We start from the raw sequence: 25,564 nt of genomic DNA, 5'->3' as shown, positions 1-25,564 counted from the left end.
CGGCAAGCGAAAGCGGATCAAGGCACTTCGCCTCAAGTTGCCGCCATATGGACAAGCCCGCGCGGGCGCGTCAGGATAGGTTGCGAAGAGCGACGCAAATGTCGCCGGGGAGAGGATGATGCGAGGGATCGGTTGGGCGGCGTTGGCCGCGCTTGGGTTTTCCGGGGCGCTGGCCGGATGCAACATGGCGACGAGCGAAAATACCGAAGGCGGGATCGATAATGTCCGTCTGGTCAATGCAGGCGACGATCCAGCCAACTGGATCACGCACGGCAAGACCTATTCCGAACAGCGCTATTCCCCACTCGACCAGATCAACCGCGAGACTGTCGGCGAATTGGGGCTCGCCTGGTTCGCCGATATGGATACCGCGCGCGGGCAGGAAGCGACGCCGCTGGTGATGGACGGCAAGCTCTATGTCACCAGCGCGTGGAGCAAGGTCTTCGCCTTCGATGCTGCCACGGGCGAACCGCTGTGGAGCTACGATCCGCAAGTGCCCGGCGAAACCGGTGTCAAGGTCTGCTGCGACGTCGTGAACCGGGGCCTTGCCGCCTGGGGCAACCAGCTGTTCCTCGGCACGCTCGACGGAAGACTCGTGGCGCTTAATCGCGATACCGGCGAAATGCTCTGGGAGAAGGTCACCGTCGACCAATCGCAAAGCTATTCGATCACCGGCGCGCCCCGCGTGATCGACGGCAAGGTGCTGATCGGCAATGGCGGCGCCGAATTCGGCGTGCGCGGTTATATCGCCGCGTATGACGCCAAGGATGGCGACGAGCTGTGGCGCTTCTACACCGTGCCCGGTGACGAGGGCAGGGACGCGCCCGATTACCTCAAGACCGCAGCCGAGACCTGGAGCGGCGATGTGCTGACCGGTGACAGCGGCATCGGCGGCGGCGGGACGGTGTGGGATTCGATGGCCTACGATCCCGAACTCGACCTGCTCTATTTCGGGGTCGGCAACGGGTCCCCGTGGAACCGGGCCTATCGCAGCCCAGGCGCGGACGGCACGGGCGAAGGCGACAATCTCTACCTTTCCAGCATCGTCGCGATCCGGCCCGATACCGGCGAATATGTCTGGCATTACCAGACCACGCCGGGCGAGACCTGGGATTACACCGCCACGCAGCACATCGTGCTCGCCGACATGGAGATAGACGGGCGGGCACGGCAGGTGCTGATGCAGGCGCCCAAGAACGGGTTCTTCTACGTGCTCGACCGCGCGACCGGCGAATTCATCAGCGCCGAGCCCTATATCCCGCTCAACTGGGCAACGGGTATGGACGAGAACGGTCGCCCGATCGAAAATCCGCAAACACGCGTCGATGTGACCGGCCAGCCCGCTCTCGTCATGCCGGGGCCACTGGGGGGCCACAACTGGCATCCGATGGCCTATCACCCGGGCGAAAATCTCGTTTACATCCCCGCCTTCGAGGCGGCGATGCTCTATGCGCCGGAAGCCGGCTGGAAGCCCGATCGCAAGCGTGGCTTCAACATCGGTTTCGATATCGGCGCGGGCGACCTGCCGCCCGACATGGGTTTTCGCCGCGAGGTTCAGGGCACGATCAAGGGCAGGCTGATCGCGTGGGACCCGGTCAATCAGGAAGCCAAATGGACCGTCGAGCATCCCGGTCCATGGAACGGCGGCGTGCTGGCGACCGGCGGCGGCCTGGTGTTCCAGGGCAACTCGGGCAGCGAGTTTTCCGCCTATGACAGCTCGACCGGCAACAAGCTGTGGAGCTTTGCGGCGCAGACCGGCGTGGTCGCCCCGCCAATCACCTACACCGTGAACGGCGAGCAATATGTCGCCGTGCTGGCCGGATGGGGAGGCGCCTTCGCGATCACCGCCGACGGGACGCTGATCGACCAGATGCACCCGGTACGCAACATCAGCCGCCTGCTGGTCTTCAAGCTGGGCGGTGAGGCGGAGCTGCCGCCCGCACCCGAACTTGCCGCCGCGCCGCTCGATCCGCCGCCCAGCCGCGCAAGCACCAAGACCATTGCGCTCGGCCGCACCAAATACGCCCGCTATTGCGCGGTCTGCCACGCTCCCGGCGCTGTCGGATCGACCGTGCTACCCGACCTGCGCCGATCGGGTGCGCTCGACAACCGGCAGGCCTGGCAGCAGATCGTCCATGAGGGCGCGCTGCAGGATAATGGCATGGCCAGCTTCAAGGGTTCGCTGACGCCTGCGGAGATCGAGGCCATCCGCGCCTATGTCATCCAGCGCGCCAACGAGGACAAGGAAATGGAAAACGCCCGCGCGGCCAACCGGGTCGCGCAGCGCTGATCAGCCGAATACCAAGTTCCCCATAAAGCGCCCGGGAATGAAGCTGAAGGCGCCTGCGACCAGCAGTCCGACGTAGAGCCCGCCCATCATGCGGCGGTGCTCGTCGATGTGACCCTTGCGCGCCAGCCAGACAGCAAGGGGGATGCAGATGAGCGTCCAGAGAGTGAAGAAGTGGATCGGGCTATAGCCCGTTCCAAGAATACCCCCGCCCGGTGCGTGGATGAAGGCCGAAGCAATTGCTGTCACGAGCATCAGCACGGACCATGTCCGCCCGAGCAGTCGATGCGATGCGTCACCTTTCTTGCGCAGCAAGACGACCGGCCCAAGCAGCACCGCTGGGATTACCGTAGACAGATGGACGATGATTGGCAGCGTGATCGCTCCTGAACGCTCCATTGCCCCTTGAGTGGAATAGCCCCCAGTGAGGCCACTTAGCGCCATCAGGACGAGGGTGATGAGCGCGGTGATGAGCGCCATTCCCGCGACGCTCATAGCGTTCTTCCGGGTGAGGATGGTGTCTTGTTTCATGGTGTTGGCTCGCGCTAGATTAGGGGAGATGCTTGAAATCGCGCCCAGTTTCGCCACCGTCGCCCCTGTGCCAAGCGTATCTGCGCGCATTGTCCGTGCGATACGCGGGCCGTCCCTCCTCTGCGCGGATGGTCCTGCGGCGGACCGCTCGGGGAGCTGATCGACTTGCGACTTTCGGCTGCCGAACGGATCAAGGGCGAGGCTGGCGTGATTTCAGCAATCGGCGCCCTGGTTGCAATCCTCAATCCCTTCGGCCCTGGCGAGATGGCGCTAGGGGCGCGGCTCGCTTACTGGATCGGCGGATTCCTTGCCGCGTGGGTGCTTATGCAAGTGCTCGCACAGGTCGGCGCCGCTTCGGCCAAGCTTTTTGGCCTTGCAAGGCTTTGGGGATACGCATTCGCGATCCCTTTCGGCGCAGCAATGATCGCGTGGGCGCTGTTGTGGTGGCAGGGTGGCAGCGCTTTGGCATTCGGGGAGAATTTCTCCCGGACATGGCCTTCGACAATCCTGGTCGGGATGGGCTTTTTCGCACTCTTCTATGTAATCTACGCAAGGGCTCCTGGAACCGAAGGCGTCGTACCCGTGCCCGTATCAATAGAGGGGGGTGCTCTTGAAAACGCTTCAGAATCCGACCCTGCCGGGGTCGCCGGGACCCGCCTGCACGAACGCCTGCCCGCCGGGTTTCCGCCGCTCATCGCCTTGTCGGTGGAGGACCACTACGTGCGCGCCCATGCCGAACAGCGCAGCGAGCTGGTTTTGATCACTCTTGCCGAGGCAACCGCGCTGATGCCTTCGGACAAAGGCATGCGGGTGCATCGCGGCTGGTGGGTGGCGAAATCGGCCGTTCGTGGACACCGGCGCGAGGGGCGCGATGTGAAACTGTCGCTCGCAAGCGGGATCGCGGTTCCGGTGAGCCGGAATAAAGTGGCATCGCTGCGCGAAGCTGGCTGGCTCGCTGGCTAAGCTTGCGGCACGCTAACCGCGGAAGACGACTGTCCGCTGGCCGTTGAGGAGCACGCGTTCTTCCAGGTGAAGCCGTACAGCCTCGGCCAGCACGCGGCTTTCGATGTCGCGGCCCTTTCGGACCAGCTCGTCGGGCGTATCGGCGTGGCTGATGCTTTCCGCGTCCTGGTGGATGATCGGCCCCTCGTCGAGATCGGCGGTGACATAGTGTGCGCTGGCGCCGATCATCTTCACCCCGCGCTCATAGGCCTGGTGATAGGGCTTGGCGCCCTTGAACCCGGGCAGGAAGCTGTGGTGGATGTTGATGCACCGCCCGGCAAAATAGGCGGCCTGATCGTCCGATAGAATCTGCATATATCGGGCCAGCACGACCAGCTCGGCCCCGGTCTCTCGAACGATAACCCTCACCTGCTCCTCCTGCTGCGCCTTGGTGTCGCGGGTGATCGGCAGGTGGTGGAAAGGGATGTCGCCCAGATGGGTGTGCTCGATCGCCTCGCGCGGGTGGTTGGACACGATGGCGACCGGCTCCATCGAAAGTTCGCCGATGCGCCAGCGATAGAGCAAATCGGCGAGACAATGGTCGAACTTGCTGACCATGATCAGCACGCGGCGCGGCCGGTCGCGCAGGGCGAGCTTCCACTCCATCCCGAACTCTTGCGCGAGCGCCGCGAAGTCGTTCCGGATCGATTCTCGCGGCGTGGCGCCGGGATCGAACTCGACGCGCATGAAGAAGGCGTCGCTGGCGCGGTCGTTGAATTGCTGCGCTTCGAGGATATTGCCGCCGCGTTCGAACAGGAAAGTGGTTACGCGCGCGGTGATACCCGGGCGGTCGGTGCAGGATAGGGTCAAGACCAGTGGCTGTGTCATGGCGCCCCTCCTCGCTCCATGGCCCCTGCCAAGGCAAGCGCAATCCGGCTTGCCCCGGAGCAATGGAGGCTTGGACGGCTATCCCGGACCGCCGAGCAACGCCTCAGCGCCGGGTAAGCGCTTCCTCGCTTTGCGCCATCAGCTTCCCGATGATGGCCGCGACCGGCTCCTCTTCCTTGAGCATGCCGACCGACTGGCCCGCCATCAGGCTGCCGTTCTCGACATCGCCGTCGATCACCGCGCGGCGCAGCGCCCCGGCCCAGTAATGCTCGATCTGCAATTGGGCCTCGTTCATCGCGATTTCCTCGCGGTCCAGAACACCGGCGACCTCGATCTGTTTCTTCGTGAACTCCTCGGTGCCCTTGTTCTTCAGCGCGCGAACGGGGATCACAGGCAGGCGCGGATCGACCTGCACGCTGGCAATCGCATCGCGGGCATTGGCGCGGAAGAAGGCTTTCTTGAAGTCCGGATGGGCAATGCTCTCGGTCGCACAGGCGAAGCGCGTGCCGAGCTGGACGCCAGCCGCACCCATTTCGAGATAGCCCGCGATCGCCTGACCGCGCCCGATCCCACCGGCCACGAAGATCAGGTGGTCCTCAGCCAGTTCGGGCAGCATTTCCTGCGCCAGCACGCTGGTTGAGACGGGGCCGATGTGGCCGCCCGCTTCCATGCCCTCGATCACCAGCGCATCGGCGCCTGAACGCAGCAGCTTCTTGGCCAGCGCCAGCGTGGGGGCGAAGCAGATCACCTTGGCGGGATTGGCGCCGCCCTTGATCGCCTCGACGCTGCCCTTGGGCGGGATGCCGCCCGCCAGCACGACATGGCCCACGCCATGCTTCTTGCACACTTCGATCAGCTCGAAGAGCTGCGGGTGCATGGTGATGAGGTTGACGCCGAAGGGCTTGCTCGTGAGCTTCTTCGTTTCGGCGATTTCGGTGTCGAGCAGCTCGGGCGTCATCGCCCCGCAGGCAATCACGCCGAAGCCGCCCGCATTGGAAATGGCCGAGACGAGATTGCGTTCGGAAACCCAGCTCATCGCGCCGCACAGGATCGCTGTTTCGCTTCCGAGGAAGTCTGCACCGCGCTGCATCAGGCGGGCGGTCTTGGGATAGTCGCTCATGGCAGGCGCGCTTAAGCCCGGCTCGCCGCTACGGCAAGCCGGGATGCATCAATCGCCGTAAACGATCCGCACCCTGTGCGCGGCATCGCGCGCGGCGCGGCGGGCGGCATCGGTGTCGCCCGCCGTCGCCAGCGCCACACCCATCCGGCGATAAGGACGACTGGTGGGCTTGGCGAAGATACGCAGGTCCGCGCCTTCGGCCATGGCTTCGGCGAGGCCTTCGTAGGACAGCTTGGCGCTGTCGCGCTCGGCAAGGATGACGGCGCTGGCAGCCGGGCGCGCGCGCAACTCGGCAGGGATCGGCAGGCCCATCACCGCGCGGGCGTGGAGATCGAATTCGGTCAGATTCTGGCTGACCAGCGTGACCATGCCGGTATCGTGCGGACGCGGCGAAAGCTCGGAGAAGATCACTTCCTCGCCCTTCACGAAGAACTCGACACCGAACAGGCCATAGCCGCCCAGATCGTCGACCACCGTTTTCGCCATGACCTGTGCCTTGTCGATGGCAGCATCGGACATCGGCGTCGGTTGCCAGCTTTCCTGATAGTCGCCGCGCTCCTGCCGGTGGCCGATGGGCGGGCAGAAAGTGACGCAACCCCCGTCTTTGGTCTTGTGCCGCACGGTCAACAGAGTGATCTCGTAATCGAAATCGACGAACTGCTCGACGATCACGCGCTGCCGGTCGCCGCGCATATTGGCGTGGGCATAGTCCCAGGCCGCCTCCAGATCCTCTTCGCGGCGCACGGTCGACTGGCCCTTGCCGGAGGAGGACATGACCGGCTTGATCACGCAGGGAAGGCCGGTGTGCTGTGCTGCCGCGATCACCTCTTCGAGGTTCTTGGCATAGCGGTATTTCGAGGTGACGAGGCCCAGCTCGTTCGCCGCGAGGTCGCGGATCGCATCGCGATTCATCGTCAACTGCGCGGCACGCGCCGAGGGGACGACGGTAAAGCCTTCCTCCTCCAACTCGGCGAGAACCGAGGTCCGGATCGCCTCGATCTCGGGGACGATAAAGTCGGGCCGGTGCTTCTCCGCCGCCTCGCGCAGCTTCTCGCCATCGAGCATGGAGAACACTTCGCGCGCATCGGCCAGCTGCATCGCGGGCGCGTCGTCATAGGCATCGCAGGCGATCACATAGGCCCCGAGCCGCTTGGCCGAGATCACGAATTCGCGCCCCAGCTCGCCCGAGCCGAGCAGAAGGATTCTCGCAGTGTGGCTCACGCCGCCTCGTCCGCGGCATCCAAGCCATACGCCGTGTGCAGCACGCGAACCGCCAATTCGGTTTCGTCCTCGTCGATCAGCACGCTGACCTTGATCTCGCTGGTGGTGATCGCCTGAATGTTGATTCCGCGATCGGCCAGGGCGGAGAACATCGTGCTGGCGACGCCCGCATGGCTTTTCATGCCGACGCCAACGACGCTGATCTTGGCGATCTTGCTGTCGGTGATGAGGCGATTGAAGCCGATATCCTCCCGCTTGTCCTCGAGCAGCGCCTGCGCACGCGCGAGGTCGGCCTGCGGAACGGTAAAGGTCACGTCGGTCTCACCCTTGTCGCGGCCGACGTTCTGGATGATCATATCGACATTGATGCTGGCCGCGGCCAGGGGTTCGAAGATGTGGGCGACCGCGCCGGGCTTGTCGGGCACACGGGTGAGGATCACCTTGGCCTCGTTCTTGTCGTGCGCGATGCCGGTCACGTGCTGGCGTTCCATATCGCCTTTCTCCACCAGTTCGTTCATTTCTTCCTCCGACACGATCATCGTGCCGGGGTGTTCATCGGCAGGGATGGCATCCTCGCCGACAAAGCTTGAGAGAACCTGCACACGCACGCCCTCTTTCATCGCGAGCCCGACCGAGCGCGTCTGGAGCACTTTGGCCCCCACGCTCGCGAGCTCGAGCATTTCCTCATAGGTCACCGCCTTCTGCTTCTTCGCCTTGGCGACGATGCGCGGGTCGGTGGTGTAGACGCCATCGACATCTGTATAGATGTCGCAGCGATCGGCCTTGATCGCCGCCGCAACGGCCACCGCCGATGTGTCCGACCCACCACGCCCCATGGTGGTAATGCGGTTCATTTCGGAAACGCCCTGGAACCCGGGAATGACGGCGATCTCGCCTGCTTCAAGCGCTTCGATCAGTGCCGCGGAATCGATCGTCTCGACACGCGCTTTGGAATGGCTTTCGACTGTGCGCACGGGCAGTTGCCAGCCGAGCCAACTGCGCGCCTTGCAGCCCAGCGATTGCAGTGTGAGCGCCAGCAGACCGCTGGTCACCTGCTCGCCGCTGGCGACGACCACGTCGTATTCCGCCGGGTCGTAGAGCGCATTGGCCTCGCGGCAGAAATTGACCAGCCGATCAGTTTCGCCTGCCATTGCGGAAACCACCACCGCGACCTCGTGCCCGCGCGCCGCCTGTTTGCGCACGATATTCGCAACACGCCTAATACGCTCGGTCCCCGCCATGGAGGTGCCGCCGAATTTCATCACGATACGGGCCAAGCGCTGGGGTCTCCGTGCTGGAATTACCGGGATACGGCTGCTAGCCAGAGCGCATGAGCGATGCAACCACGCAGCCGAGTAGCAATACTTCGGCAAGCACAAATTCCGGCCCAACGATCCGGCCCGACGAGGCCGCGCATTTCGGCAGGCTGGCCAAGGACTGGTGGGACCCGAAGGGCTCATCCGCCATGCTCCACCGGCTCAACCCGGTGCGTCTCAAGTTCCTGCGCGAAGCGATCGACCTGCATTGGGCGGGCGATATCGAAGCGCGCCGCCCGCTTGCCGGAAAGAGCGCGCTCGATGTCGGCTGCGGTGCGGGCCTGCTATGCGAACCGCTCACGCGGCTGGGCGCTGAGATGACAGGGGTCGATGCAGCACCGGAGAATGTCGCGGCCGCCGCGCTTCATGCGGAAGGTGCAGGGCTCGATATCCGTTATATCGCGGGCGAGATCGGCGGCCTCGACATCGGCACCTTCGATCTCGTCACCGCGATGGAAGTGATCGAGCATGTCGCCGACAAGCGTGCCTTCGTCGCAGCGCTCGCCGCCAGGCTTGCGCCGGGCGGGCTCATGGTTCTTTCCACTCCCAACCGCACGCCGCAGTCGCGTCTGCTGATGATCGGCGCTGCGGAAGGCATCGGGCTGATTCCCAAGGGCACGCATCACTGGGACGATTTCATCACGCCCGAAGAACTGGGCGAACTGCTCGGCGAAGCCGGGCTCGAAATGGACGATCCGAAAGGCATAGGCTTTTCGCCCACCAAGGGCCTGCACCTGTCCGGCGACCTCGCGCTCAACTATATCGTCACCGCCCGAGCGCGCTGAGCACCAGCGCCGGATCGTCGGTAAATACGCCATCTGCGCCCGCGGCGCGCACCATGCGCGCAAGCGCGCCCAGATCGCCCGCCGCGCCCTGCCCATCCCCACGGCGCAGCGCGGGCGGCAGGAAGGCGTTCTCCTTGCGCAGCGTCCAGGGATGGACCTTTAGGCCCGCCGCATGCGCGTCACCGACAAGGCCAGTCGGAGTGCCATCGGCTGACAGGACATGGCCGAGATGCGGACCAATTCCATCGGCATAGGCCGCCACTTCGGCAAGGCCCCGAGGGGTCAGTATATCAGCCCAGCTCATCGCGGGTTCGTCATAGGGGCCGCCTTGGGATGAAATCAGCAGCACAAGGGGGGTTTCAACCAGCGCATTCAACCGCTTGAGCGGCCCGACCTCGAAGGCTTGCACGAAAACCAGATCGTCCGCATCGTCGAGAGCGGCTTTGCGCAGGGCGGTGGCGAGCAGATCGACCGTATCGATTCCCGCCTCTTGCAACAGCCAGGTGGGGTGCTTCAATTCCGGATAAATGCCGATCGGTCGCCCGGTTTCCGTCTGCTTCGCGCGCACCAGCGTCACGATTTCTTCGAATGTGGGGATCTGATAGAGGCCGTCGAAACGCGCATTGCCGGGGCGAAGGTCCGGCAGCCGCTCGCGCACGCGCAGGCTGCGCAATTCGGCGAGTGTGAAGTCCTCGGCGAACCATCCAGTGACCAGCCGCCCTTCTATCGTTTTCGAGCGCTTGCGATCGGCAAACTCCTCGCGGCTCGCCACGTCGCTCGTTTCGCCAATCTCCGTTTCGTGCCGGGCGACGAGCTGCATGTCCTTCGTGGCCACCAGATCGGGCTCGATGTAATCCGCCCCCTGATCGATCGCGCGCTCATAGGCTGCCAGCGTATGCTCGGGCCGTTCGCCGCTGGCCCCGCGATGCGCGATCACTATGAAGTCCTGCGCCGTCGCCGCTGCCGCCAATGGGACGGCCAGCGCCGCAAGGATCAGGAGAAGTGCGCGGACCATTCGTCTTCCTTGAAACCGACCAGCAGGGTGCCGTCATGTTCGACGACGGGTCGTTTGATCATGGAAGGGTTATCTTGCAACAATTTGACGGCCTTGGCCGCATCGACATCGGCCTTCTCCTCCTCCGGCAGCCTGCGCCAGGTTGTGCCGCGGCGGTTGAGCACGGTATCGACACCCTTGACCTCGATCCAGTCGGCGAGCCTCGCGGGATCGGCACCTTCCTTCTTGTAGTCGTGAAAGGTGTAGTCGAGCTCGCGCGCGTCGAGCCATTTGCGCGCCTTCTTGACGGTGTCGCAATTGGGGATGCCGTAGATATGGATGGTCAAGTGGCTTGTCCTGAAGGTTGAACCACGGGGCAGGCGGCCCGGGTTGAAAAAGCGCCGGGGTCGAAGGGGCCGCATGTCCCAGGCTCTGGAGAAAGGAATCGCCGCCGCATGCGCATGTCACTAACCTGTTGGATCGCGGCGGGACAGGGCGGAATGACACGAAACGGGACGAGGCAAATGACGCCCCGGCAAATATCGATCCCACCAGTTGGGATTTTCTCCCAACCTTGGGGATTTCACCTCTTAGACAAGTGGCCTCATTGGCAAGGAATTCCCCGTTTTCTGCGGCTTCCCGGATTTGGCACAGCTCCTGCAACCCTTCTGGCATCCGGCAAGACAATCTCGCCGACACATAAAACGGAAGGAAATGCACCATGTTCGCCTCGACCAACCAGAACCTCTTCGCCGCCGCTTTCGCCATCACGGTTTCGGCAGTGCTGTTCGCCACCGCCATCGTTCCCGCCAGCCCGGCAGTCTTCGCTTAATTCGATCACAAATGGCCGGAACCCCGCTCGGCATCTCCCGGCCCCAAAGGACCTCAGCCATGTTCATCTTCGCCAATCGCAGCTTTCACGCCGCAGCCTTCTCGATCGCGATCTCCACCGCGCTGTTCGCGACGGCGATCATCCCGGCGAGCCCGGCCGCTTTTGCCTGATCGAGGCCAGAAGCGGCGCGCGGACATGGCTTAACCGCTCGCGCCCTGCGTTTTGCGCTAGCGCTTCGGCGCCAGATGCGCATCGGCAATCGCCACCGCCAGCGCGTCTGCCGCATCGGCCCCGGAAATCATTGCGCCGGACAGCAAAATCTTGAGCATGGCCTGGACCTGCATTTTGTCCGCCCCGCCGGTGCCGACCACCGATTTCTTGACCAGCCGCGCGGCGTGTTCATTCACCACCAGTCCTGCTCCTCCACAAGCCGCCAGCACGGCGCCCCGCGCCTGCGCAAGCTTGAGCGTCGATTGCGGATTCTTGTTGACGAAGATCTCTTCGGCAGCCGCTCGATCGGGCCGGTGCGTGGCGATAAGCTCCGTCAAGGCCGCATGCAGCATGGCAAGCCGTTCGGCCATCGGCGCCTTCGGATCGGTCGGAACCTGCCCGTTGGCGACATGCGCGATGCGCGAGCCCTCGGCCCGGATCACGCCCCAACCGGTGCAACTGAGGGAGGGATCGAGGCCGAGGATGATCGTCATTTGACGCGAGCGTGAAGCGCATTCGCGCTTCCCTTGCTGTACCCGCCGCAAGAGGCAGACCGAGGTCCGACCCGCACGCGACAAATACTCACTAGCCGACCTTGTCCATCACCTCGTCGGAGATGTCGTAATTGCCCCACACGGTCTGAACATCGTCGTCATCTTCGAGCGCGTCGATCAGCTTGAGCAGGGTTCCGGCGCCTTTCTCGTCCATTTCGACGGTAAGGTTGGGCTTCCATGCGAGCTTGACCGTCTCGGCTTCGCCAAGCGTCTTTTCAAGATCGCCCGCGACCTGGTGCAGGTCTTCCGCCGCAGTCCAGATCTCATGGCCGTCTTCCGACGACGAGATATCGTCCGCGCCCGCTTCCATCGCGGCTTCGAGGACCTTCTCCTCGTCGCCCGCATCGGCCGGGTAGAAAATGAAGCCGAGGCGCTCGAACCCATGGGCAACCGAACCTTCGGTGCCGAGATTGCCGCCGTTCTTCGAAAAGGCAGTGCGTACGGCGGTGGCGGTGCGGTTGCGGTTGTCGGTCAGCGCCTCGACGATGATGGCGCTGCCGCCCGGGCCGTAGCCTTCGTAACGAACCTCTTCGTAATTCTCGTCATCGCCGCTGGTCGCCTTGTCGATCGCGCGCTGGATGTTGTCCTTCGGCATCGACTGCGCCTTGGCGTTGTTGACGGCCAGGCGCAGGCGCGGGTTCATATCCGGGTCGGGCATGCCCATCTTCGCGGCCACGGTGATTTCGCGGCTGAGCTTGGAAAACAGGTTCGAGCGCTTCTTGTCCTGCGCGCCCTTGCGATGCATGATGTTCTTGAACTTGGAATGGCCGGCCATGGTTTCGCTTTGCGTAGCTGAGATGGTTGGACGTATTCTCGTGAGAGAATCTTGGGGGTCGCCTTAGCCGCATGGATGCAATCACGACAAGTGGCGAGAGCGCGGTGACGCCCGCCATGACCATGCGGGGCGAATGGAGCCGGTTCCTCGGCTTCCTCCGGCGTCCGGTCCTGCCGGCACGCGCACCGCTGCCACAGGTGGCAGGCCTGATCGCGGTGCTGCGCCTGTTCGCTCTCGACCTCCTCGTGATGAGCGGATTGCTGGCAATCGCCGGGATCGTCATCGCGACGGGTGTCGACATGCCCGAAACGGCGCTGGCCGGAATGGACATCGGACCAGGCATCGTTTTCGCCGTGGTGGTTGTGGCGCCCCTGGCAGAAGAAATCGCATTTCGCGGCTGGTTATCTGGGCGACCGGGGCATCTGCTCACCTTGGTCGCGCTCGTGGGCGGCGGCGTATCCGCCACGCTACTGCTGAGCGCGGCGGGTTTCTCCTACGGCGCCGATGCGCTGCAAACCGGGCTCGCCGCCATGGCGCTGGGTGCACTGGTTGGGGTCGTGCTGGCACTGGCGGCGCTTTATCTGCTGCGAAGGCACGGCGCCGTCGGATGGTTTCAGCGGTGTTTTCAACTGTTTTTTTGGGTCAGCACGCTGGCCTTCTCGCTTGTCCATCTGTTCAACTTTCCAGCCGACCAGATGGCCATGGCACTGCCGCTCGTACTGCCGCAGCTCGTAACCGGCACCATGCTCGGCTATCTGCGCGTGCATTATGGCTTGTGGGCAAGCATTCTGCTGCATGCCCTCCACAATGGCGCTTTCATCTCGCTGGTCTTGCTCGCGAGCAGCGGAGCCTAGATCAGATCTTGACCGCCGTCCCGCTGGCCGAAACCATCAGCATCGAGCCGGTGTCGCCGATCACTTCGTAATCGAGGTCGATACCGACCACCGCATTCCCGCCGCGCGCACCGCATTCGGCCTGCAATTCCTGGATCGCCTGTTCGCGCGCATCGGCGAGAATACGTTCATAGCTGCCCGAACGTCCGCCGACGATGTCGCGGATATTGGCAAAGAGATCACGGAACAGGTTCGCCCCAACGATCACCTCGCCGGTGACGATGCCGAGATAGTCCTGAATCGGCCGCCCCTCAATGGTCGGCGTGGTCGTCACAATGATCCCGCGGGCGTCTTTCCAGGGGCTGGGCATGCTCTCTATTCTCCTCACTGCCAAGTGTGTTATACAGATAGATCACACCCAGCCGGAATCAACCCCGCAGGCGAAAACACCGGCCGGGCTCAGCCCATGCCCAGCGCGGCCTTGTAGGTGTCGAGGATGGTTTCCTGCTCGCTACGCTCGTCGGGCTTCATCTTCCGCAGCTTGATGATCTGGCGCATGATCTTGGTGTCGTATCCGACCGCCTTGGCTTCGGCGTAGACGTCGCGGATGTCGTCGGCGATGCCCTTCTTCTCTTCCTCGAGGCGTTCGATGCGCTCGATCAGCAGGCGCAGGCGGTCGTCGGTGGCTTCGGCCATGAAATGCAAACTCCGGTGATGTGAGAATCGCCCGCAGGCGAGAGGCTAGGGCGATAGCGCCGCCCGCTTGCAGACGAAACCGCCCTTGTCGAAAAATCGTCTAGCGCAGGTCCGCCTTGTTGCGCGTGAGGCTGGCTTCCATGGCCGCGATCTGCTCTTCGGTCGCTGGGCTCTCGCGCGTAGCCTTCCATTCATCCATCGGCATTCCGTGGATGAGTTCGCGCGCCGCATCTTTGTCGCCCGCGTAACCTGCCTCGCGGATCCAGTCGGCGAGGCAGTTACGGCAGAAGCCCGCCAGCCCCATCAGATCGATATTCTGCGCATCGTGGCGGTGGCGCAGATGGCGCACCAGGCGCCGAAACGCTGCCGCCGCCACGGCATCGTCGAGTTCGTCGAGCGGGTCGTCCACATTCGTAATCATTGTTGTATCGTCCTTGCTTTGTCGTACACCGGTGCCATAGCCGATTTCCATGGCCAATACCGCTCCAAAGCTCGACCCGCGCGGCCGCAAGGTCAAGATCCTCGCCACCGTCGGCCCCGCCAGCCGCTCCCCCGAGATGCTCGCTCGTTTGTTCAAGGCCGGGGTCGATGCGTTTCGCGTGAATATGAGCCACGGCGAACATGCCGATCACGGCAAGACCATCGCTGGAATCCGGGCGATGGAAAAACAGTTCATGCGCCCGATCGCAATCCTGGCGGACCTCCAAGGCCCCAAGCTGCGCGTCGGCAAGTTCAAGGATGGCCAGGCCGTGATCCGCCATTCGGGGCACTTCACGCTCGACCGCAATCCCGAACCCGGCGACGGTACCCGCGTAGAGCTGCCGCACCCCGAATTGTTCGGGCTGCTGACAAAGGGCCAGCGTCTGCTGATCAACGACGGCAAGATCCGCCTCAAAGTGATCAGCGCCGACGAGGAGAAGATTCACTGCTCGGCGGAAGTCGGCGGGGTTATTTCGGATCGCAAGGGCGTGAACGTGCCCGACGCCGAAGTGCCGATCCCCGCGCTGACCGACAAGGACCGCAAGGATCTCGCCTTTGCCATTGCGCAGGGCGTCGACTGGATCGGCCTGTCCTTCGTTCAACGCCCGGAAGACCTTGCCGAAGCGCGCAAGCTGATGGGCGGCTATGGCGCGCTATGCGCCAAAATCGAAAAGCCGATGGCGGTGCGCCGCCTTGACGAGATCATCGATGCGTCCGACGGGATCATGGTCGCACGCGGCGATCTCGGCGTCGAGCTCGAGCCGCAGGAGGTCCCGCCGCTACAGAAGAAAATCGTCAACAAGACCCGCCTCAAGGGCAAGCCGGTGATCGTGGCGACGCAGATGCTCGAAAGCATGATCGAGAGCCCCGCCCCGACACGAGCCGAAGTCTCCGACGTTGCCAATGCGGTATATGACGGGGCCGATTGCGTCATGTTGTCGGCCGAAACCGCTGCCGGCGACTGGCCCGAGGAAGCGGTCACGATCATGCATCGCATCGCGCATCAGGTGGAACGCGACGAAGCCTATCTCGAACGCGTCCGTCTGCTCGATACCCCGCCCGATTCGACCACGGCGGATGCGCTGGCCCATGCCTGCATGACCGTGGCCGACACGGTTCCCGTGAGCGCGATTACCGTCTTTACGGGATCGGGTTCGACCGCCCGGCGCGTCGCGCGCGAGCGGCCCAGCGTGCCGATGCTGGTCCTCACTCCCAGCATGAAGACCGCGCGCCGCCTTGGCCTGCTATGGGGCGCGCATGCAGTAGCGACCAAGGATATCGGCAGCTTCGAAGAGATGATCGCCAAGGGTAAACGCATGGCCCTGCGCCATGGCTTCAGCGAAGCGGGCAGCAAGCTTATCGCGCTGGCCGGCGTCCCCTTCGGCACGCCTGGCTCGACCAACCTGCTTCATGTCGTCACCGTGAGCGGCGACGAACTGGACAAGCACGGGGGCTAGAGCGCGGCCCGCTCCTTCATGATGCGCTTGTTGCGCGCATCGACCAGGCGGAAGGCCTTCATCACCGGAAATCCCCGGTCGACGCGGCTCTCATGGCCGAGCATCCAGAGCTGCTGGTAGAACCAGTAGATTCCGGCAAAGCCGTTGATTGCCTTGACCATTTGGAAGCGCTTCAGGAAGCCGAGCCAGGGCGGCAGCAGGTCGAGATCGTCTTCGTAGCGGGCGAGTTCCTCCGCACCGCCAAGCAGTGCGTTGGGCGCATCGGTATCGACGCATAGGGGGCGGCCCAGCCCGATGACATCCGCCGCCCCGCTCTCCAGCGCCTGTTCCATCGCGGCGCGGGTGCGGAAGCCACCGGTGACCATCAGCGGCACCGAAACCTCGGCCTGCATGGCCTTGGCGAAATCGACAAAATAGGCCTCGCGCGCGGCGGTCGACGGAGCGACATTCTGCGCCTCTTCCTCTTCCATGCCCTCGACGCCCATCAGCTTGGGCTGTTCATAGGTGCCGCCCGATATCTCGATCAGATCGACCGAGGCCGCCTCGAGCCATTGCACCACCTGCAGGCTGTCGCCGAAATCGAAGCCGCCCTTCTGGAAATCGGCGCTGTTGAGCTTGACCGAAATCGGGAAGTCCGGCCCCAAGGCGGCGCGCACCGCAGCGACGATCTCGAGCAGGAAGCGCGCGCGGTTTTCCAGACTTCCGCCGTATTCGTCGGTGCGCAGGTTCACCCGCGGCGACAGAAATTGCGAGACGAGATAGCCATGTGCGCCATGCACCTGCACGCCGGTAAAGCCTGCTTCCTTGCAAGCCTTCGCCGCAACCGCCCAGCGCTTCACGAGATCGGCGATCTCCGCCTGTGTTAGCGGCGTTGGCTTGGCGAACTGGCCGCCGGGAAGCGCAAGCTGGACATCGGACGATGATTTGGGGTGCGGGTTGACCAGCTTCTGCGTCTGTCGACCGCCATGGCTGATCTGCGCCCAGAAATGGTTGCCGTTGCGTGTAGCCGCCTTCGCCCAGTTGGCCAGCCGGGCCTTCATATCGGCATCGGGCTCGTGCTCGATCACAACATTTCCGGGACGCTCGAGATGGTCCTTGTCGACGATAATATTGCCCGACAGGAGCATGCCCGCGCCGCCATCGGACCAAATGCCGTACAACTGCTCGAGTTCGGGCGTGGGCCTGCCGTCGGGCGTCGCCAGCCCTTCGGTCATCGCCGCCTTGGCTATCCGGTTTGGGAGCACCGCCCCGCACGGCAATTGCAATTCCGAAGCGAGCATACCGGTCATTCGCGTTCCTCCCTATCGCCGCGCCGCCGCCTCCAGCCGCGCGCGCGCGCGCTCCTCGCCGATCAGCGGCAGCAACTCTCCCATGTCGGGGCCGTGGGCCATACCCGTCAAGGCCTGTCGCAGGGGCAGGAACAGGCTCTTGCCCTTTCGTCCCGTGGCCTCTTTCAGCGCCCCTGTGAGAGCGCGCCAGGGTTCTTCGCCCCATTCGAGCAGTCTGGCCGCTTCTTCGAGATAAGCACGGTCGTCGTCCGAAAGCTCGGGCTGTTCGATCGGGCCGATCACCAGCCGCCACCAGTCTGCGGCCTCGGATACATGCGAGAGATTCGGCCGGATCGCATGCCAGCCGGCTTCGTCGATGCCGTTGGGCAACCGGTCTGCCACATCGGCGAAAGCGAGCTGATGCACCAGCGCGGCATTGATACGCTCCAGCTCTGTCTCGTCGAACTTTGCAGGAGCACGCCCGAAGGTCGACAGGTCGAACGTATCGAGCAGCACTGCCCGATCGGCGATCGGTTCGACGGGCAATGAAGTCCCCAGCCGCGCCAACAATGCAATGATCGCTGCCGGCTCGATACCCCGCTCGCGGAAGGCATCGCAGCCGAGCGAGCCGAGGCGCTTGGACAGTTTGCCTTCCTTCCCGACCAGCAGCGCCTCATGCGCGAAAGCAGGCATCTGGCGCGCCGGATATTGCGCAGCAATAAGCGCGGTAAACATCTGAATTTGAACCGCGGTGTTGGAAACATGATCCTCGCCGCGCAGCACATCGGTCACGCCCATGTCGAGATCGTCGACTGCGCTCGGCAGCATGTAAAGCCAACTGCCATCCGCGCGCCGGATGACCGGATCGGACAATTGCGCCGGATCGAATTTCTGCGCACCGCGAACGCCGTCGTTCCATGCGATCGGTTCGTTATGTTCGAGCTTGAAGCGCCAGTGGGGTACGCTTCCTTCGGCCTCTTTCGCTGCCCGCTCATCTTCGCTGAGATCCAGCGCGCCACGATCGTAGATCGGTGGCAAGCCGCGCCCCAGCCGGATCTTGCGCTTGAGCTCGAGCTCCTGCGGCGATTCATAGCAAGGATAGACCCGTCCCGCCTCTTTCAGCGCATCGAACGCCTCTTGATATTTCGCAAGCCGCAGTGACTGGCGCTCCTCGGCGTCGGGCACGATGCCCAGCCATGCCAGATCGGCGCGGATCGCCTCGACATAATCTTCGCGGCTCCGCTCGGCATCGGTATCATCGATCCGCAGCAGGAAAATGCCGTTGTTTTTCTTGGCCAGCATCCAGTTGTGCAACGCAGTGCGGATGTTGCCGACATGGAGCCGCCCTGTGGGTGAGGGTGCGAAACGGGTGACGATGGTCATATCCGCGCCGATAGCGGAGGGTACGCCGCTTGGCGAGAGGTCAGCTGGTGCGTTTAGCGCGACGCTTCAGCACCGCCTCGCGCGATTTACGATAGTCGAGCAGGCAACTGTCCTCGCCGCGCATGACGACGGCGACCGCATCGGTGGTCTGGAAGTGTTCGCCCGCGACCGGTTCGCAGATAAGATAGCCTTGCGCCTCCCCGCATCCCAGCTTGCGCAAGAGATCGAGCTGCGCGCGCGTTTCGATACCTTCGGCTGTGGTTGCCATGCCCAGCGCCCCGGCCAGGCGGGTAATACTGGCGACAATAGCCTGATTATCCGCCGAGGTGTCGATCCCGTCCACGAAGGCGCGATCGATCTTGATCCGGTCGAACGGGAAACGCCGCAGGTAGCTGAGCGAAGAATAGCCGATGCCGAAATCGTCGAGAGCGATCTTGGTGCCCAGCTCGCGGAGCTTTTCGAGATTGCCGGTACAAACCCCGTGTTCCTGCAACAGGACATGCTCGGTGATCTCGAATTCCACCCGCTCTGGATCAATGCCATGGGCATGGATCGCCTGCGCCACGACCTCGGCGAGGTGGGGGCTGCGCATCTGGGTGGGGGAAAGGTTGATCGCAATGCGGAAAGTTCCGTCCCACTCGGCGGTTTCGGCGAGCGCCTGCCGGATGACCCATTCCCCGATCGGAACGATCATGCCCGTTTCTTCCGCCACATAGAGAAACTCCGACGGGGTCATGATGCCGCGCTGCGGGTGGTACCAGCGCAAAAGCGCTTCGTAGCCGGCGATCTCGCCCGTATCGAGATTGATGACCGGCTGATAGTGCAACCCGAGTTGGCCGCGCGCGATCACTTCGCACAAATCGGCCTCGATGTCCCGTCGCTCGCGCGCAGCGCGGTCGAGCGCTTGGTCGTATAATGCGAGTGTATCGCGCCCCTTTTCCTTCGCAGCAAACAATGCAAGGTCCGCGCAACGCATGAGCTCCTGCGCCTCGCAATTGCCATCCGTGCATTTGGCGATCCCGATACTTCCCGAAATGCGGTAGAAATGACCGTCGATTTCGAAGGGCTCGCGAATGACCGCGAGAAAGCGGTGGGCGCGTTCTATCAGCATACCCGCGCCACCGCGCGCTTCGAGCAGAACGGCAAATTCGTCCCCTCCCAAACGCGCAACAATATCCTGGCCGCGAACCTCCCGTTCGAGCCGCGTTCCGACTTCTCGCAGCAAGCGATCGCCGACGAGATGGCCGCGCGTGTCGTTGATTGCCTTGAAATCGTCCAGGTCGAGATAGAACAGCACTACATTGCGGGCGCGATCGGCCGTAGACAGGGCATTGCGCAACCGGTCGTTGAAGAGATACCGATTGGCCAGGCCGGTAAGATTATCGTAATGTGCCATGAAGGCGACGCGCTCTTCGATCAGCTGATCGCTGGTCACATCGCGCGCGACCCCGCTCATCCATCCATCGTATCGCGGCCGCGCCGAGAGTTTCCAGAAACGGGTTTCTCCATCAACTCTCACCTTGACCACCAGATCGCGAAAACGGGTGCGGTCCGTCACGTGCCGCGCAAGACGCTCGCGTTCCTCCGAAGGCATGAAGAGATCGACGAGAACGCTGTTCTCCAGAACGTCGATCTCGCTCCCGGTGGCCGCTGCAAACCGCGCGCTCACGTCGCGCAGTCTCCCCTCCGCGTCGACCGTCCACAGCCAGTCGGACGATTGCTCTTCATAATCGTTGAGCAAGAGGCGTACGGTCGATTCCGCTTCCTCCCTCTTCATCTCGCCAGCCATGGATCGCGCGAAGGCCCGTTCCTCTTCGAAGGTCAGTAGCAGGAGAGAGCTGGCGAAAACGACAGTGAGCAGTGCGGTCGGCCACCCTTCGAACCCGGCGATCAGATAAGTCGTCGACAATAGCGATACCGACATTCCGACAATGTGGAACACCGCCAGGCGCGGCGCCGCTCGCGTGACCAGCGCGACTGCGAAGAAGATCGCCGTGGCAATTGCGGTGAGTACGGCGAGTTCCGTATTGCGCACCACCAGTGCCAAATAGGGAAACATGACCATCCAGGCAAAGCTGCTGGCCAGTTGGAGGAGGCTGATCCGTCGCCAGTCGCGCCGCGCCCGTGCAAGATCGAAATCTTCGGCCCCCACGCCCCGAACAAGCCAGATGACAGCCGCGAGCAGCGCACACTGGAAGAAGGCCCAGCCAAACAACACGGAAGGCGACGCATTGTCGAGAAATACGTAAAGGAGAATTGAGATGGCGGCAAAAGTCGGCGGCAACGTAATTGTCACGCCGCTTTTGAAGGTACGCATTCGCCAAGAAAGCTTAAGCTTTTCCAACTCTTTGGCATCGATCGGAGATTTCAATCCGTTCGGCTCGCCCATAATTCCCCCGGACCATTGCGATTTGTCGCATTCCCGTCATATTTCGACAGTGCTTTGTCTAGTTACAGGAAAGTCATCGTCAGTACACGTCGTTCGGTCGAATGGCCCCTTATCCTGGGTTGGATGAGCACCCACGCTCAAGGTGTCATGCGAAAGGCCCCGGTGGATCGCTCCACCGGGGCCTTCCAACTTTCAGCCTGATGCTGGCAAGGTCGGCTTATTCGCCGTCCTTGGCATCCTCGTTGAGGTAATCGCCAGCATCGGCATCGGTGCCGTGCGTTTCGCCTTCGACGCTCGCCAGCGGATCGTCGCCGATTGCTGCTTCGGGGCCTTGGGCGAGTTCCGCCTCGTGCTCTTCCTCGGCGGTGTTGGCTGCGATGATCGCCTCTTGCGCCTTCTTCCACTGGGCGCGCAGGGCGGCATCGCGGCTCGAGGCGGTGATGCGCATGCGGTTCATGCCTGCGCCGGTGCCCGCCGGGATGAGACGGCCCACGATCACGTTTTCCTTCAAGCCGACCAGCGTGTCCTTCTTCCCTTCGACCGCGGCCTGCGTAAGCACGCGCGTGGTTTCCTGGAACGATGCGGCGGAGATGAACGAACGCGTTTGCAAGCTGGCCTTGGTGATACCCAGCAGGATTGGCGTGCCGATGGCGGGCTGCTTGTTCCGGCCGAGCTTGGAGTTGGTTTCGTTCAGCTCTTCCAGATCGACCTGCTCGCCCGGCAGCAGCACGGTGTCGCCACCGTCGGTGATCTCAACCTTCTGCAGCATCTGGCGAACGATCACCTCGATGTGCTTGTCGTTGATCTTCACGCCCTGCAGTCGGTAGACTTCCTGGATCTCGTTGACGAGATATTCGGCCAGCGCCTCGACGCCCAGAACCTCGAGGATGTCGTGCGGGTTGGGCGAGCCGGAAATCAGGGTGTCACCCTTCTTCACGAAGTCGCCTTCCTGCACGTCGATCACCTTGGTCTTGGGGATCAGGTACTCGACTGCATCGCCTTCCTCGGGAACGATCGCGATCTTGCGCTTGGCCTTGTATTCGCGAACGAATTCGATCTTGCCCGAAATCTTGGCGATGACCGAATTGTCCTTCGGAAGACGTGCCTCGAACAGCTCGGCAACCCGCGGCAGACCGCCGGTGATGTCGCGGGTTTTGGCAGCTTCGCGGCTGGCACGAGCCAGAATGTCGCCCGCCTGGACCTCGGCCCCGTCCTCGACCGAGAGCGCGGTGCCCGGCGCCAGCATGTAACGCGCGGCCTCGCTCTCGTCGCCCGCATCGTTGAACAGGGTCAGGCGCGGACGCAGATCCTCGTTCTTCTTGCGGCCGGTGGTCTTGGTTTCGGTGACCACACGCTGGGCGATACCCGTGGCATCGTCGACGCGCTCTTCCATGGTCGTGCCGTCGATGAGGTCCTGGAACTTCACCACACCCGACTGTTCGGTGATGATCGGCAGGCTGAACGGATCCCATTCCGCCAGGCGATCGCCTTCCTTCACCTTACCGCCATCCTTGTGCATCAGCACGGTACCGTAGGGCACCTTGTGGATTTCGCGTTCGCGGCCCTCGGCATCGATCACCGCCAGTTCACCATTGCGAGCAAGCGACAGGATGCGGCCTTTCTTGTCGGTGATGGTGGGCATGTCGCGATAGACGACCTTGCCGTCCGACACCGCTTCGAGATGCGAGGTCTCGTTGAGCTGTGCGGCACCGCCGATGTGGAAGGTACGCATGGTCAGCTGCGTGCCGGGTTCACCGATCGACTGCGCGGCGATGACGCCGACAGCTTCACCGATGTTGACCGGCGTGCCGCGCGCCAGGTCGCGGCCGTAGCAGGTGGCGCAGACGCCGTGCCGGGCTTCGCAGACCAGCGGGCTGCGAATCTTGGCAACCTGGACTTCGGCTTCCTCGATGACCTTGATCATCGGCTCGTCGAGCAGCGTACCGGCCTTGGCGATGACCTCGCCGGTGGCCGCATTGACGATGTCCTCGGCCACGGTGCGGCCCAGGATACGTTCGCCGAGCGATGCGATGACCGAACCGCCCTGCACGATAGCACGCATGTCGAGCGAATTCTCGGTCTTGCAGTCCTCGACCACGATCGTGCAGTCCTGCGACACGTCGACCAGGCGGCGGGTCAGGTACCCCGAGTTCGCCGTCTTCAGTGCGGTGTCGGCCAGACCCTTACGCGCGCCGTGGGTCGAGTTGAAGTATTCAAGGACGTTGAGACCTTCCTTGAAGTTCGAGATAATCGGGTTCTCGATGATCTCGCCCGACGGCTTGGCCATCAGGCCACGCATACCGGCGAGCTGCTTCATCTGCGCCGGGCTACCACGTGCACCCGAGTGGGCCATCATATAGATCGAGTTGATTTCGGCCTGGACGCCGTCCTTGCCGATCGGGCGGGCCTTGATCTTCTCCATCATCGCATCGGCCACCTGGTCGCCGCAACGGCTCCAGGCGTCGATCACCTTGTTGTACTTTTCCTGCTGGGTGATCAGGCCGTCCTGATACTGCTGCTCATAATCGGCAACCAGTGCCTTGGTCGTCTCGACGAGTTCGATCTTCTCTTCGGGGATGATCATGTCATCCTTGCCGAAGGAGATACCGGCCTTGAACGCGTGGCGGAAGCCGAGGCCCATGATGGCGTCGGCGAACAGCACCGTGTCCTTCTGGCCGGTGTGACGATAGACTTCGTCGATCACGTCGGCGATGTCTTTCTTTGTCAGCAGGCGGTTGACGATGTCGAAGGGAACCTTGTGGTTCTTCGGCAGGCATTCACCGATCAGCATGCGGCCGGCCGTCGTTTCGAACCGGCGCATTTCGATCTTGCCGTCTTCATCGGCCTGCGGGACGCGAGCGATGATCTTGGTGTGCAGCGAGACCTGCTTGGTTTCGAGCGCCTGGTGCACCTCGGCCATGTCCGAGAACATCTGCAGCTTTTCGACCTTGTTGCCGTCGCCGTCCTCGATGAACTCGGGCTTCTTCTCCTGCCGCTCCATCGAGAGGTAGTAGAGACCCAGCACCATGTCCTGCGAAGGCACGATAATCGGCTTGCCGTTGGCGGGCGAGAGGATGTTGTTGGTCGACATCATCAGCACACGCGCTTCGAGCTGGGCTTCCAGCGAAAGCGGCACGTGGACGGCCATCTGGTCACCGTCGAAGTCGGCGTTGAAGGCGGCGCAGACCAGCGGGTGAAGCTGGATGGCCTTACCTTCGATCAGCACGGGTTCAAACGCCTGGATGCCGAGACGGTGGAGCGTCGGTGCACGGTTGAGGAGAACCGGGTGCTCGCGAATGACTTCGTCGAGGATGTCCCAGACTTCCTTGCGCTCCTTCTCGACCCACTTCTTCGCCTGCTTGAGAGTCATCGAAAGACCCTTGGCGTCGAGGCGCGCGTAGATGAACGGCTTGAACAGCTCGAGCGCCATCTTCTTCGGCAGGCCGCACTGGTGCAGCTTCAATTCCGGGCCGGTCACGATGACCGAACGGCCAGAATAGTCGACGCGCTTGCCGAGCAGGTTCTGGCGGAAGCGGCCCTGCTTGCCCTTGAGCATGTCGCTGAGCGACTTGAGCGGACGCTTGTTGGCGCCGGTGATCACACGGCCACGGCGGCCGTTGTCGAACAGCGCATCGACGGCTTCCTGCAGCATGCGCTTTTCATTGCGGACGATGATGTCCGGCGCGCGCAGCTCCATCAGGCGCTTCAAACGGTTATTGCGGTTGATAACGCGGCGATAGAGATCGTTGAGGTCGGAGGTGGCGAAACGGCCACCGTCCAGCGGAACGAGCGGGCGCAGTTCGGGCGGAATGACCGGCACGACTTCGAGGATCATCCATTCGGGACGGTTGCCCGATTCGATGAAGCTTTCGACGACCTTCAGACGCTTGATGATCTTGGCCGGCTTGAGCTTCGACTTGGTGGTCGCGAGCTCTTCCAGCAGGTCCTCTTTCTCCTGTTCGAGATCGAGATCCATCAGCATGATCTTGACCGCTTCCGCGCCGATCCCGGCGCTGAAGGCGTCTTCGCCATACTCGTCCTGCGCTTCGAGCAGTTCGTCTTCGGTGAGGAGCTGGAACTTCTCCAGCGGCGTCAGGCCGGGCTCGGTGACGATGTAGCTTTCGAAATAGAGCACGCGCTCGAGCTGTTTCAACTGCATGTCGAGCAGCAGGCCGATGCGCGAAGGCAGCGACTTCAGGAACCAGATATGCGCGACCGGCGCGGCGAGCTCGATATGGCCCATGCGCTCACGGCGGACCTTGGTCACGGTCACTTCGACGCCGCACTTCTCGCAGACGACGCCCTTGTATTTCATGCGCTTGTACTTGCCGCACAGGCATTCGTAATCCTTCACCGGACCGAAGATGCGTGCGCAGAACAGCCCGTCACGTTCGGGCTTGAACGTGCGGTAGTTGATCGTTTCCGGCTTCTTGATTTCGCCGAAGGACCACGAGCGGATGCGCTCGGGGCTGGCGATGCCGATCTGGATCTCGTCGAAGGTTTCGGGCTTCGCGAGCTGGTTGGTGAATTTGGTCAGTTCATTCATGACGTAATTCCCTGAGGGGTATTTCTAATTGGGCGGAAAGCGGAGGGGAGCCGGGGC

General features: G+C 63.0%; 22 protein-coding genes. 6 read left to right on the top strand and 16 right to left on the bottom strand.

Annotated elements, in window-relative coordinates; all coding sequences use genetic code 11:
* The first annotated feature begins 118 nt into the window (after positions 1 to 118).
* On the top strand, positions 119 to 2,290 hold the full coding sequence (locus MUY37_RS02170; RefSeq protein WP_499193833.1) for a PQQ-dependent dehydrogenase, methanol/ethanol family: 2,172 nt from the start codon (positions 119 to 121) through the stop codon (positions 2,288 to 2,290).
* On the opposite strand, the gene MUY37_RS02165 is transcribed toward MUY37_RS02170, so the two are convergent.
* The gene (locus MUY37_RS02165) at positions 2,291 to 2,818 is read right to left on the bottom strand and encodes a DUF2306 domain-containing protein (protein ID WP_499193832.1); all 528 of its coding nucleotides are present in this window, start codon (positions 2,816 to 2,818) and stop codon (positions 2,291 to 2,293) included. It lies immediately after the preceding gene.
* Between the two features lie 165 nt (positions 2,819 to 2,983).
* Between MUY37_RS02165 and MUY37_RS02160 the strand changes: the two genes are divergently transcribed.
* A complete protein-coding gene (locus MUY37_RS02160) occupies positions 2,984 to 3,781 on the top strand; it encodes a LytTR family DNA-binding domain-containing protein (protein WP_499193831.1) in 798 nt (265 codons plus the stop codon).
* 12 nt (positions 3,782 to 3,793) lie between these two features.
* Here the strand turns inward: MUY37_RS02160 and purU are convergent, their stop codons facing one another.
* From purU to MUY37_RS02140, 4 genes are all read right to left on the bottom strand, one after another.
* Positions 3,794 to 4,648 carry a formyltetrahydrofolate deformylase gene (gene purU, locus MUY37_RS02155; RefSeq protein ID WP_499193830.1) on the bottom strand — a complete coding sequence of 285 codons (855 nt, stop codon included), beginning with the start codon at positions 4,646 to 4,648 and terminating at the stop codon, positions 3,794 to 3,796.
* A 103-nt stretch (positions 4,649 to 4,751) separates the two neighbouring features.
* On the bottom strand, positions 4,752 to 5,768 hold the full coding sequence (locus MUY37_RS02150) for an NAD(P)H-dependent flavin oxidoreductase (protein ID WP_499193829.1): 1,017 nt from the start codon (positions 5,766 to 5,768) through the stop codon (positions 4,752 to 4,754).
* 48 nt (positions 5,769 to 5,816) lie between these two features.
* On the bottom strand, positions 5,817 to 6,989 hold the full coding sequence (gene purT / locus MUY37_RS02145; RefSeq protein WP_499193828.1) for a formate-dependent phosphoribosylglycinamide formyltransferase: 1,173 nt from the start codon (positions 6,987 to 6,989) through the stop codon (positions 5,817 to 5,819).
* The gene (locus MUY37_RS02140) at positions 6,986 to 8,266 is read right to left on the bottom strand and encodes an aspartate kinase (protein ID WP_499193827.1); all 1,281 of its coding nucleotides are present in this window, start codon (positions 8,264 to 8,266) and stop codon (positions 6,986 to 6,988) included. Before MUY37_RS02140 ends, purT begins: the two co-directional genes overlap by 4 nt.
* Positions 8,267 to 8,319: 53 nt before the next feature.
* On the opposite strand from MUY37_RS02140, the gene ubiG reads away from it, so the two are divergent.
* On the top strand, positions 8,320 to 9,090 hold the full coding sequence (gene ubiG / locus MUY37_RS02135) for a bifunctional 2-polyprenyl-6-hydroxyphenol methylase/3-demethylubiquinol 3-O-methyltransferase UbiG (protein WP_499193826.1): 771 nt from the start codon (positions 8,320 to 8,322) through the stop codon (positions 9,088 to 9,090).
* On the opposite strand, the gene MUY37_RS02130 is transcribed toward ubiG, so the two are convergent.
* The gene (locus MUY37_RS02130) at positions 9,071 to 10,105 is read right to left on the bottom strand and encodes a glycerophosphodiester phosphodiesterase (RefSeq protein WP_499193825.1); all 1,035 of its coding nucleotides are present in this window, start codon (positions 10,103 to 10,105) and stop codon (positions 9,071 to 9,073) included. The two genes, ubiG and MUY37_RS02130, sit on opposite strands and share 20 nt — an antisense overlap.
* A complete protein-coding gene (locus MUY37_RS02125; RefSeq protein ID WP_499193824.1) occupies positions 10,084 to 10,431 on the bottom strand; it encodes an ArsC family reductase in 348 nt (115 codons plus the stop codon). Before MUY37_RS02125 ends, MUY37_RS02130 begins: the two co-directional genes overlap by 22 nt.
* 374 nt (positions 10,432 to 10,805) lie before the next feature.
* Here MUY37_RS02125 and MUY37_RS02120 point away from each other — a divergent pair, with 374 nt between their 5' ends.
* A complete protein-coding gene (locus MUY37_RS02120; RefSeq protein WP_236925152.1) occupies positions 10,806 to 10,916 on the top strand; it encodes an enoyl-CoA hydratase in 111 nt (36 codons plus the stop codon).
* 227 nt (positions 10,917 to 11,143) lie between these two features.
* Here the strand turns inward: MUY37_RS02120 and ruvC are convergent, their stop codons facing one another.
* Positions 11,144 to 11,620, bottom strand: a complete 477-nt coding sequence (gene ruvC / locus MUY37_RS02115) for a crossover junction endodeoxyribonuclease RuvC (RefSeq protein ID WP_499193823.1) — start codon at positions 11,618 to 11,620, stop codon at positions 11,144 to 11,146.
* Positions 11,621 to 11,711: 91 nt separating this feature from the next.
* Entirely contained in the window at positions 11,712 to 12,455 is a 744-nt protein-coding gene (locus tag MUY37_RS02110; protein WP_499193822.1) for a YebC/PmpR family DNA-binding transcriptional regulator, read from the bottom strand.
* Between the two features lie 71 nt (positions 12,456 to 12,526).
* Here MUY37_RS02110 and MUY37_RS02105 point away from each other — a divergent pair, with 71 nt between their 5' ends.
* The gene (locus tag MUY37_RS02105; protein ID WP_499193821.1) at positions 12,527 to 13,309 is read left to right on the top strand and encodes a CPBP family intramembrane glutamic endopeptidase; all 783 of its coding nucleotides are present in this window, start codon (positions 12,527 to 12,529) and stop codon (positions 13,307 to 13,309) included.
* Between the two features lies 1 nt (position 13,310).
* On the opposite strand, the gene MUY37_RS02100 is transcribed toward MUY37_RS02105, so the two are convergent.
* The 3 genes from MUY37_RS02100 to MUY37_RS02090 all read right to left on the bottom strand — a co-directional run bounded on the left by MUY37_RS02100 (position 13,311) and on the right by MUY37_RS02090 (position 14,405).
* The gene (locus tag MUY37_RS02100) at positions 13,311 to 13,628 is read right to left on the bottom strand and encodes a heavy metal-binding domain-containing protein (RefSeq protein ID WP_115417702.1); all 318 of its coding nucleotides are present in this window, start codon (positions 13,626 to 13,628) and stop codon (positions 13,311 to 13,313) included.
* A 119-nt stretch (positions 13,629 to 13,747) separates the two neighbouring features.
* On the bottom strand, positions 13,748 to 13,984 hold the full coding sequence (locus MUY37_RS02095; protein ID WP_006833088.1) for a DUF2312 domain-containing protein: 237 nt from the start codon (positions 13,982 to 13,984) through the stop codon (positions 13,748 to 13,750).
* A gap of 100 nt (positions 13,985 to 14,084) precedes the next feature.
* A complete protein-coding gene (locus tag MUY37_RS02090; RefSeq protein WP_499193820.1) occupies positions 14,085 to 14,405 on the bottom strand; it encodes a DUF1244 domain-containing protein in 321 nt (106 codons plus the stop codon).
* A 49-nt stretch (positions 14,406 to 14,454) separates the two neighbouring features.
* On the opposite strand from MUY37_RS02090, the gene pyk reads away from it, so the two are divergent.
* Complete coding sequence (gene pyk / locus MUY37_RS02085) at positions 14,455 to 15,921, top strand: pyruvate kinase (protein ID WP_499193819.1); 1,467 nt, start codon at positions 14,455 to 14,457, stop codon at positions 15,919 to 15,921.
* On the opposite strand, the gene MUY37_RS02080 is transcribed toward pyk, so the two are convergent.
* From MUY37_RS02080 to rpoC, 4 genes are all read right to left on the bottom strand, one after another.
* On the bottom strand, positions 15,918 to 17,210 hold the full coding sequence (locus MUY37_RS02080; protein ID WP_499193818.1) for an NADH:flavin oxidoreductase/NADH oxidase family protein: 1,293 nt from the start codon (positions 17,208 to 17,210) through the stop codon (positions 15,918 to 15,920). The genes pyk and MUY37_RS02080 overlap by 4 nt on opposite strands.
* 12 nt (positions 17,211 to 17,222) lie before the next feature.
* Positions 17,223 to 18,572: a glutamate--tRNA ligase gene (gene gltX / locus MUY37_RS02075; protein ID WP_499193817.1), complete on the bottom strand. Its 1,350-nt coding sequence runs from the start codon at positions 18,570 to 18,572 to the stop codon at positions 17,223 to 17,225.
* A 40-nt stretch (positions 18,573 to 18,612) separates the two neighbouring features.
* A complete protein-coding gene (locus MUY37_RS02070) occupies positions 18,613 to 20,889 on the bottom strand; it encodes a putative bifunctional diguanylate cyclase/phosphodiesterase (RefSeq protein ID WP_499193816.1) in 2,277 nt (758 codons plus the stop codon).
* Between the two features lie 289 nt (positions 20,890 to 21,178).
* Entirely contained in the window at positions 21,179 to 25,507 is a 4,329-nt protein-coding gene (rpoC, locus tag MUY37_RS02065) for a DNA-directed RNA polymerase subunit beta' (RefSeq protein ID WP_499193815.1), read from the bottom strand.
* Between the last annotated feature and the right edge of the window lie 57 nt (positions 25,508 to 25,564).

It is taken from the genome of Qipengyuania sp. ABI-127-1, assembly GCA_022953095.1.
GTDB lineage: Bacteria > Pseudomonadota > Alphaproteobacteria > Sphingomonadales > Sphingomonadaceae > Qipengyuania.
This window is presented reverse-complemented; position numbering and strand designations above follow the sequence as displayed.

Excerpts from the sequence above, each read along its gene's own strand:
- MUY37_RS02150 (WP_499193829.1), bottom strand. The coding sequence starts at position 5,768 with ATGAGCGACTATCCCAAGACCGCCCGCCTGATGCAGCGCGGTGCAGAC.
- MUY37_RS02170 (WP_499193833.1), top strand. The coding sequence starts at position 119 with ATGCGAGGGATCGGTTGGGCGGCGTTGGCCGCGCTTGGGTTTTCCGGG.
- MUY37_RS02130 (WP_499193825.1), bottom strand. The coding sequence starts at position 10,105 with ATGGTCCGCGCACTTCTCCTGATCCTTGCGGCGCTGGCCGTCCCATTG.
- ruvC (WP_499193823.1), bottom strand. The coding sequence starts at position 11,620 with ATGACGATCATCCTCGGCCTCGATCCCTCCCTCAGTTGCACCGGTTGG.
- MUY37_RS02165 (WP_499193832.1), bottom strand. The coding sequence starts at position 2,818 with ATGAAACAAGACACCATCCTCACCCGGAAGAACGCTATGAGCGTCGCG.
- purU (WP_499193830.1), bottom strand. The coding sequence starts at position 4,648 with ATGACACAGCCACTGGTCTTGACCCTATCCTGCACCGACCGCCCGGGT.
- MUY37_RS02110 (WP_499193822.1), bottom strand. The coding sequence starts at position 12,455 with ATGGCCGGCCATTCCAAGTTCAAGAACATCATGCATCGCAAGGGCGCG.
- ubiG (WP_499193826.1), top strand. The coding sequence starts at position 8,320 with ATGAGCGATGCAACCACGCAGCCGAGTAGCAATACTTCGGCAAGCACA.
- pyk (WP_499193819.1), top strand. The coding sequence starts at position 14,455 with ATGGCCAATACCGCTCCAAAGCTCGACCCGCGCGGCCGCAAGGTCAAG.
- gltX (WP_499193817.1), bottom strand. The coding sequence starts at position 18,572 with ATGACCATCGTCACCCGTTTCGCACCCTCACCCACAGGGCGGCTCCAT.
- MUY37_RS02070 (WP_499193816.1), bottom strand. The coding sequence starts at position 20,889 with ATGCGTACCTTCAAAAGCGGCGTGACAATTACGTTGCCGCCGACTTTT.
- rpoC (WP_499193815.1), bottom strand. The coding sequence starts at position 25,507 with ATGAATGAACTGACCAAATTCACCAACCAGCTCGCGAAGCCCGAAACC.
- MUY37_RS02105 (WP_499193821.1), top strand. The coding sequence starts at position 12,527 with ATGGATGCAATCACGACAAGTGGCGAGAGCGCGGTGACGCCCGCCATG.
- MUY37_RS02120 (WP_236925152.1), top strand. The coding sequence starts at position 10,806 with ATGTTCGCCTCGACCAACCAGAACCTCTTCGCCGCCGCTTTCGCCATC.
- MUY37_RS02080 (WP_499193818.1), bottom strand. The coding sequence starts at position 17,210 with ATGACCGGTATGCTCGCTTCGGAATTGCAATTGCCGTGCGGGGCGGTG.
- MUY37_RS02095 (WP_006833088.1), bottom strand. The coding sequence starts at position 13,984 with ATGGCCGAAGCCACCGACGACCGCCTGCGCCTGCTGATCGAGCGCATC.
- MUY37_RS02090 (WP_499193820.1), bottom strand. The coding sequence starts at position 14,405 with ATGATTACGAATGTGGACGACCCGCTCGACGAACTCGACGATGCCGTG.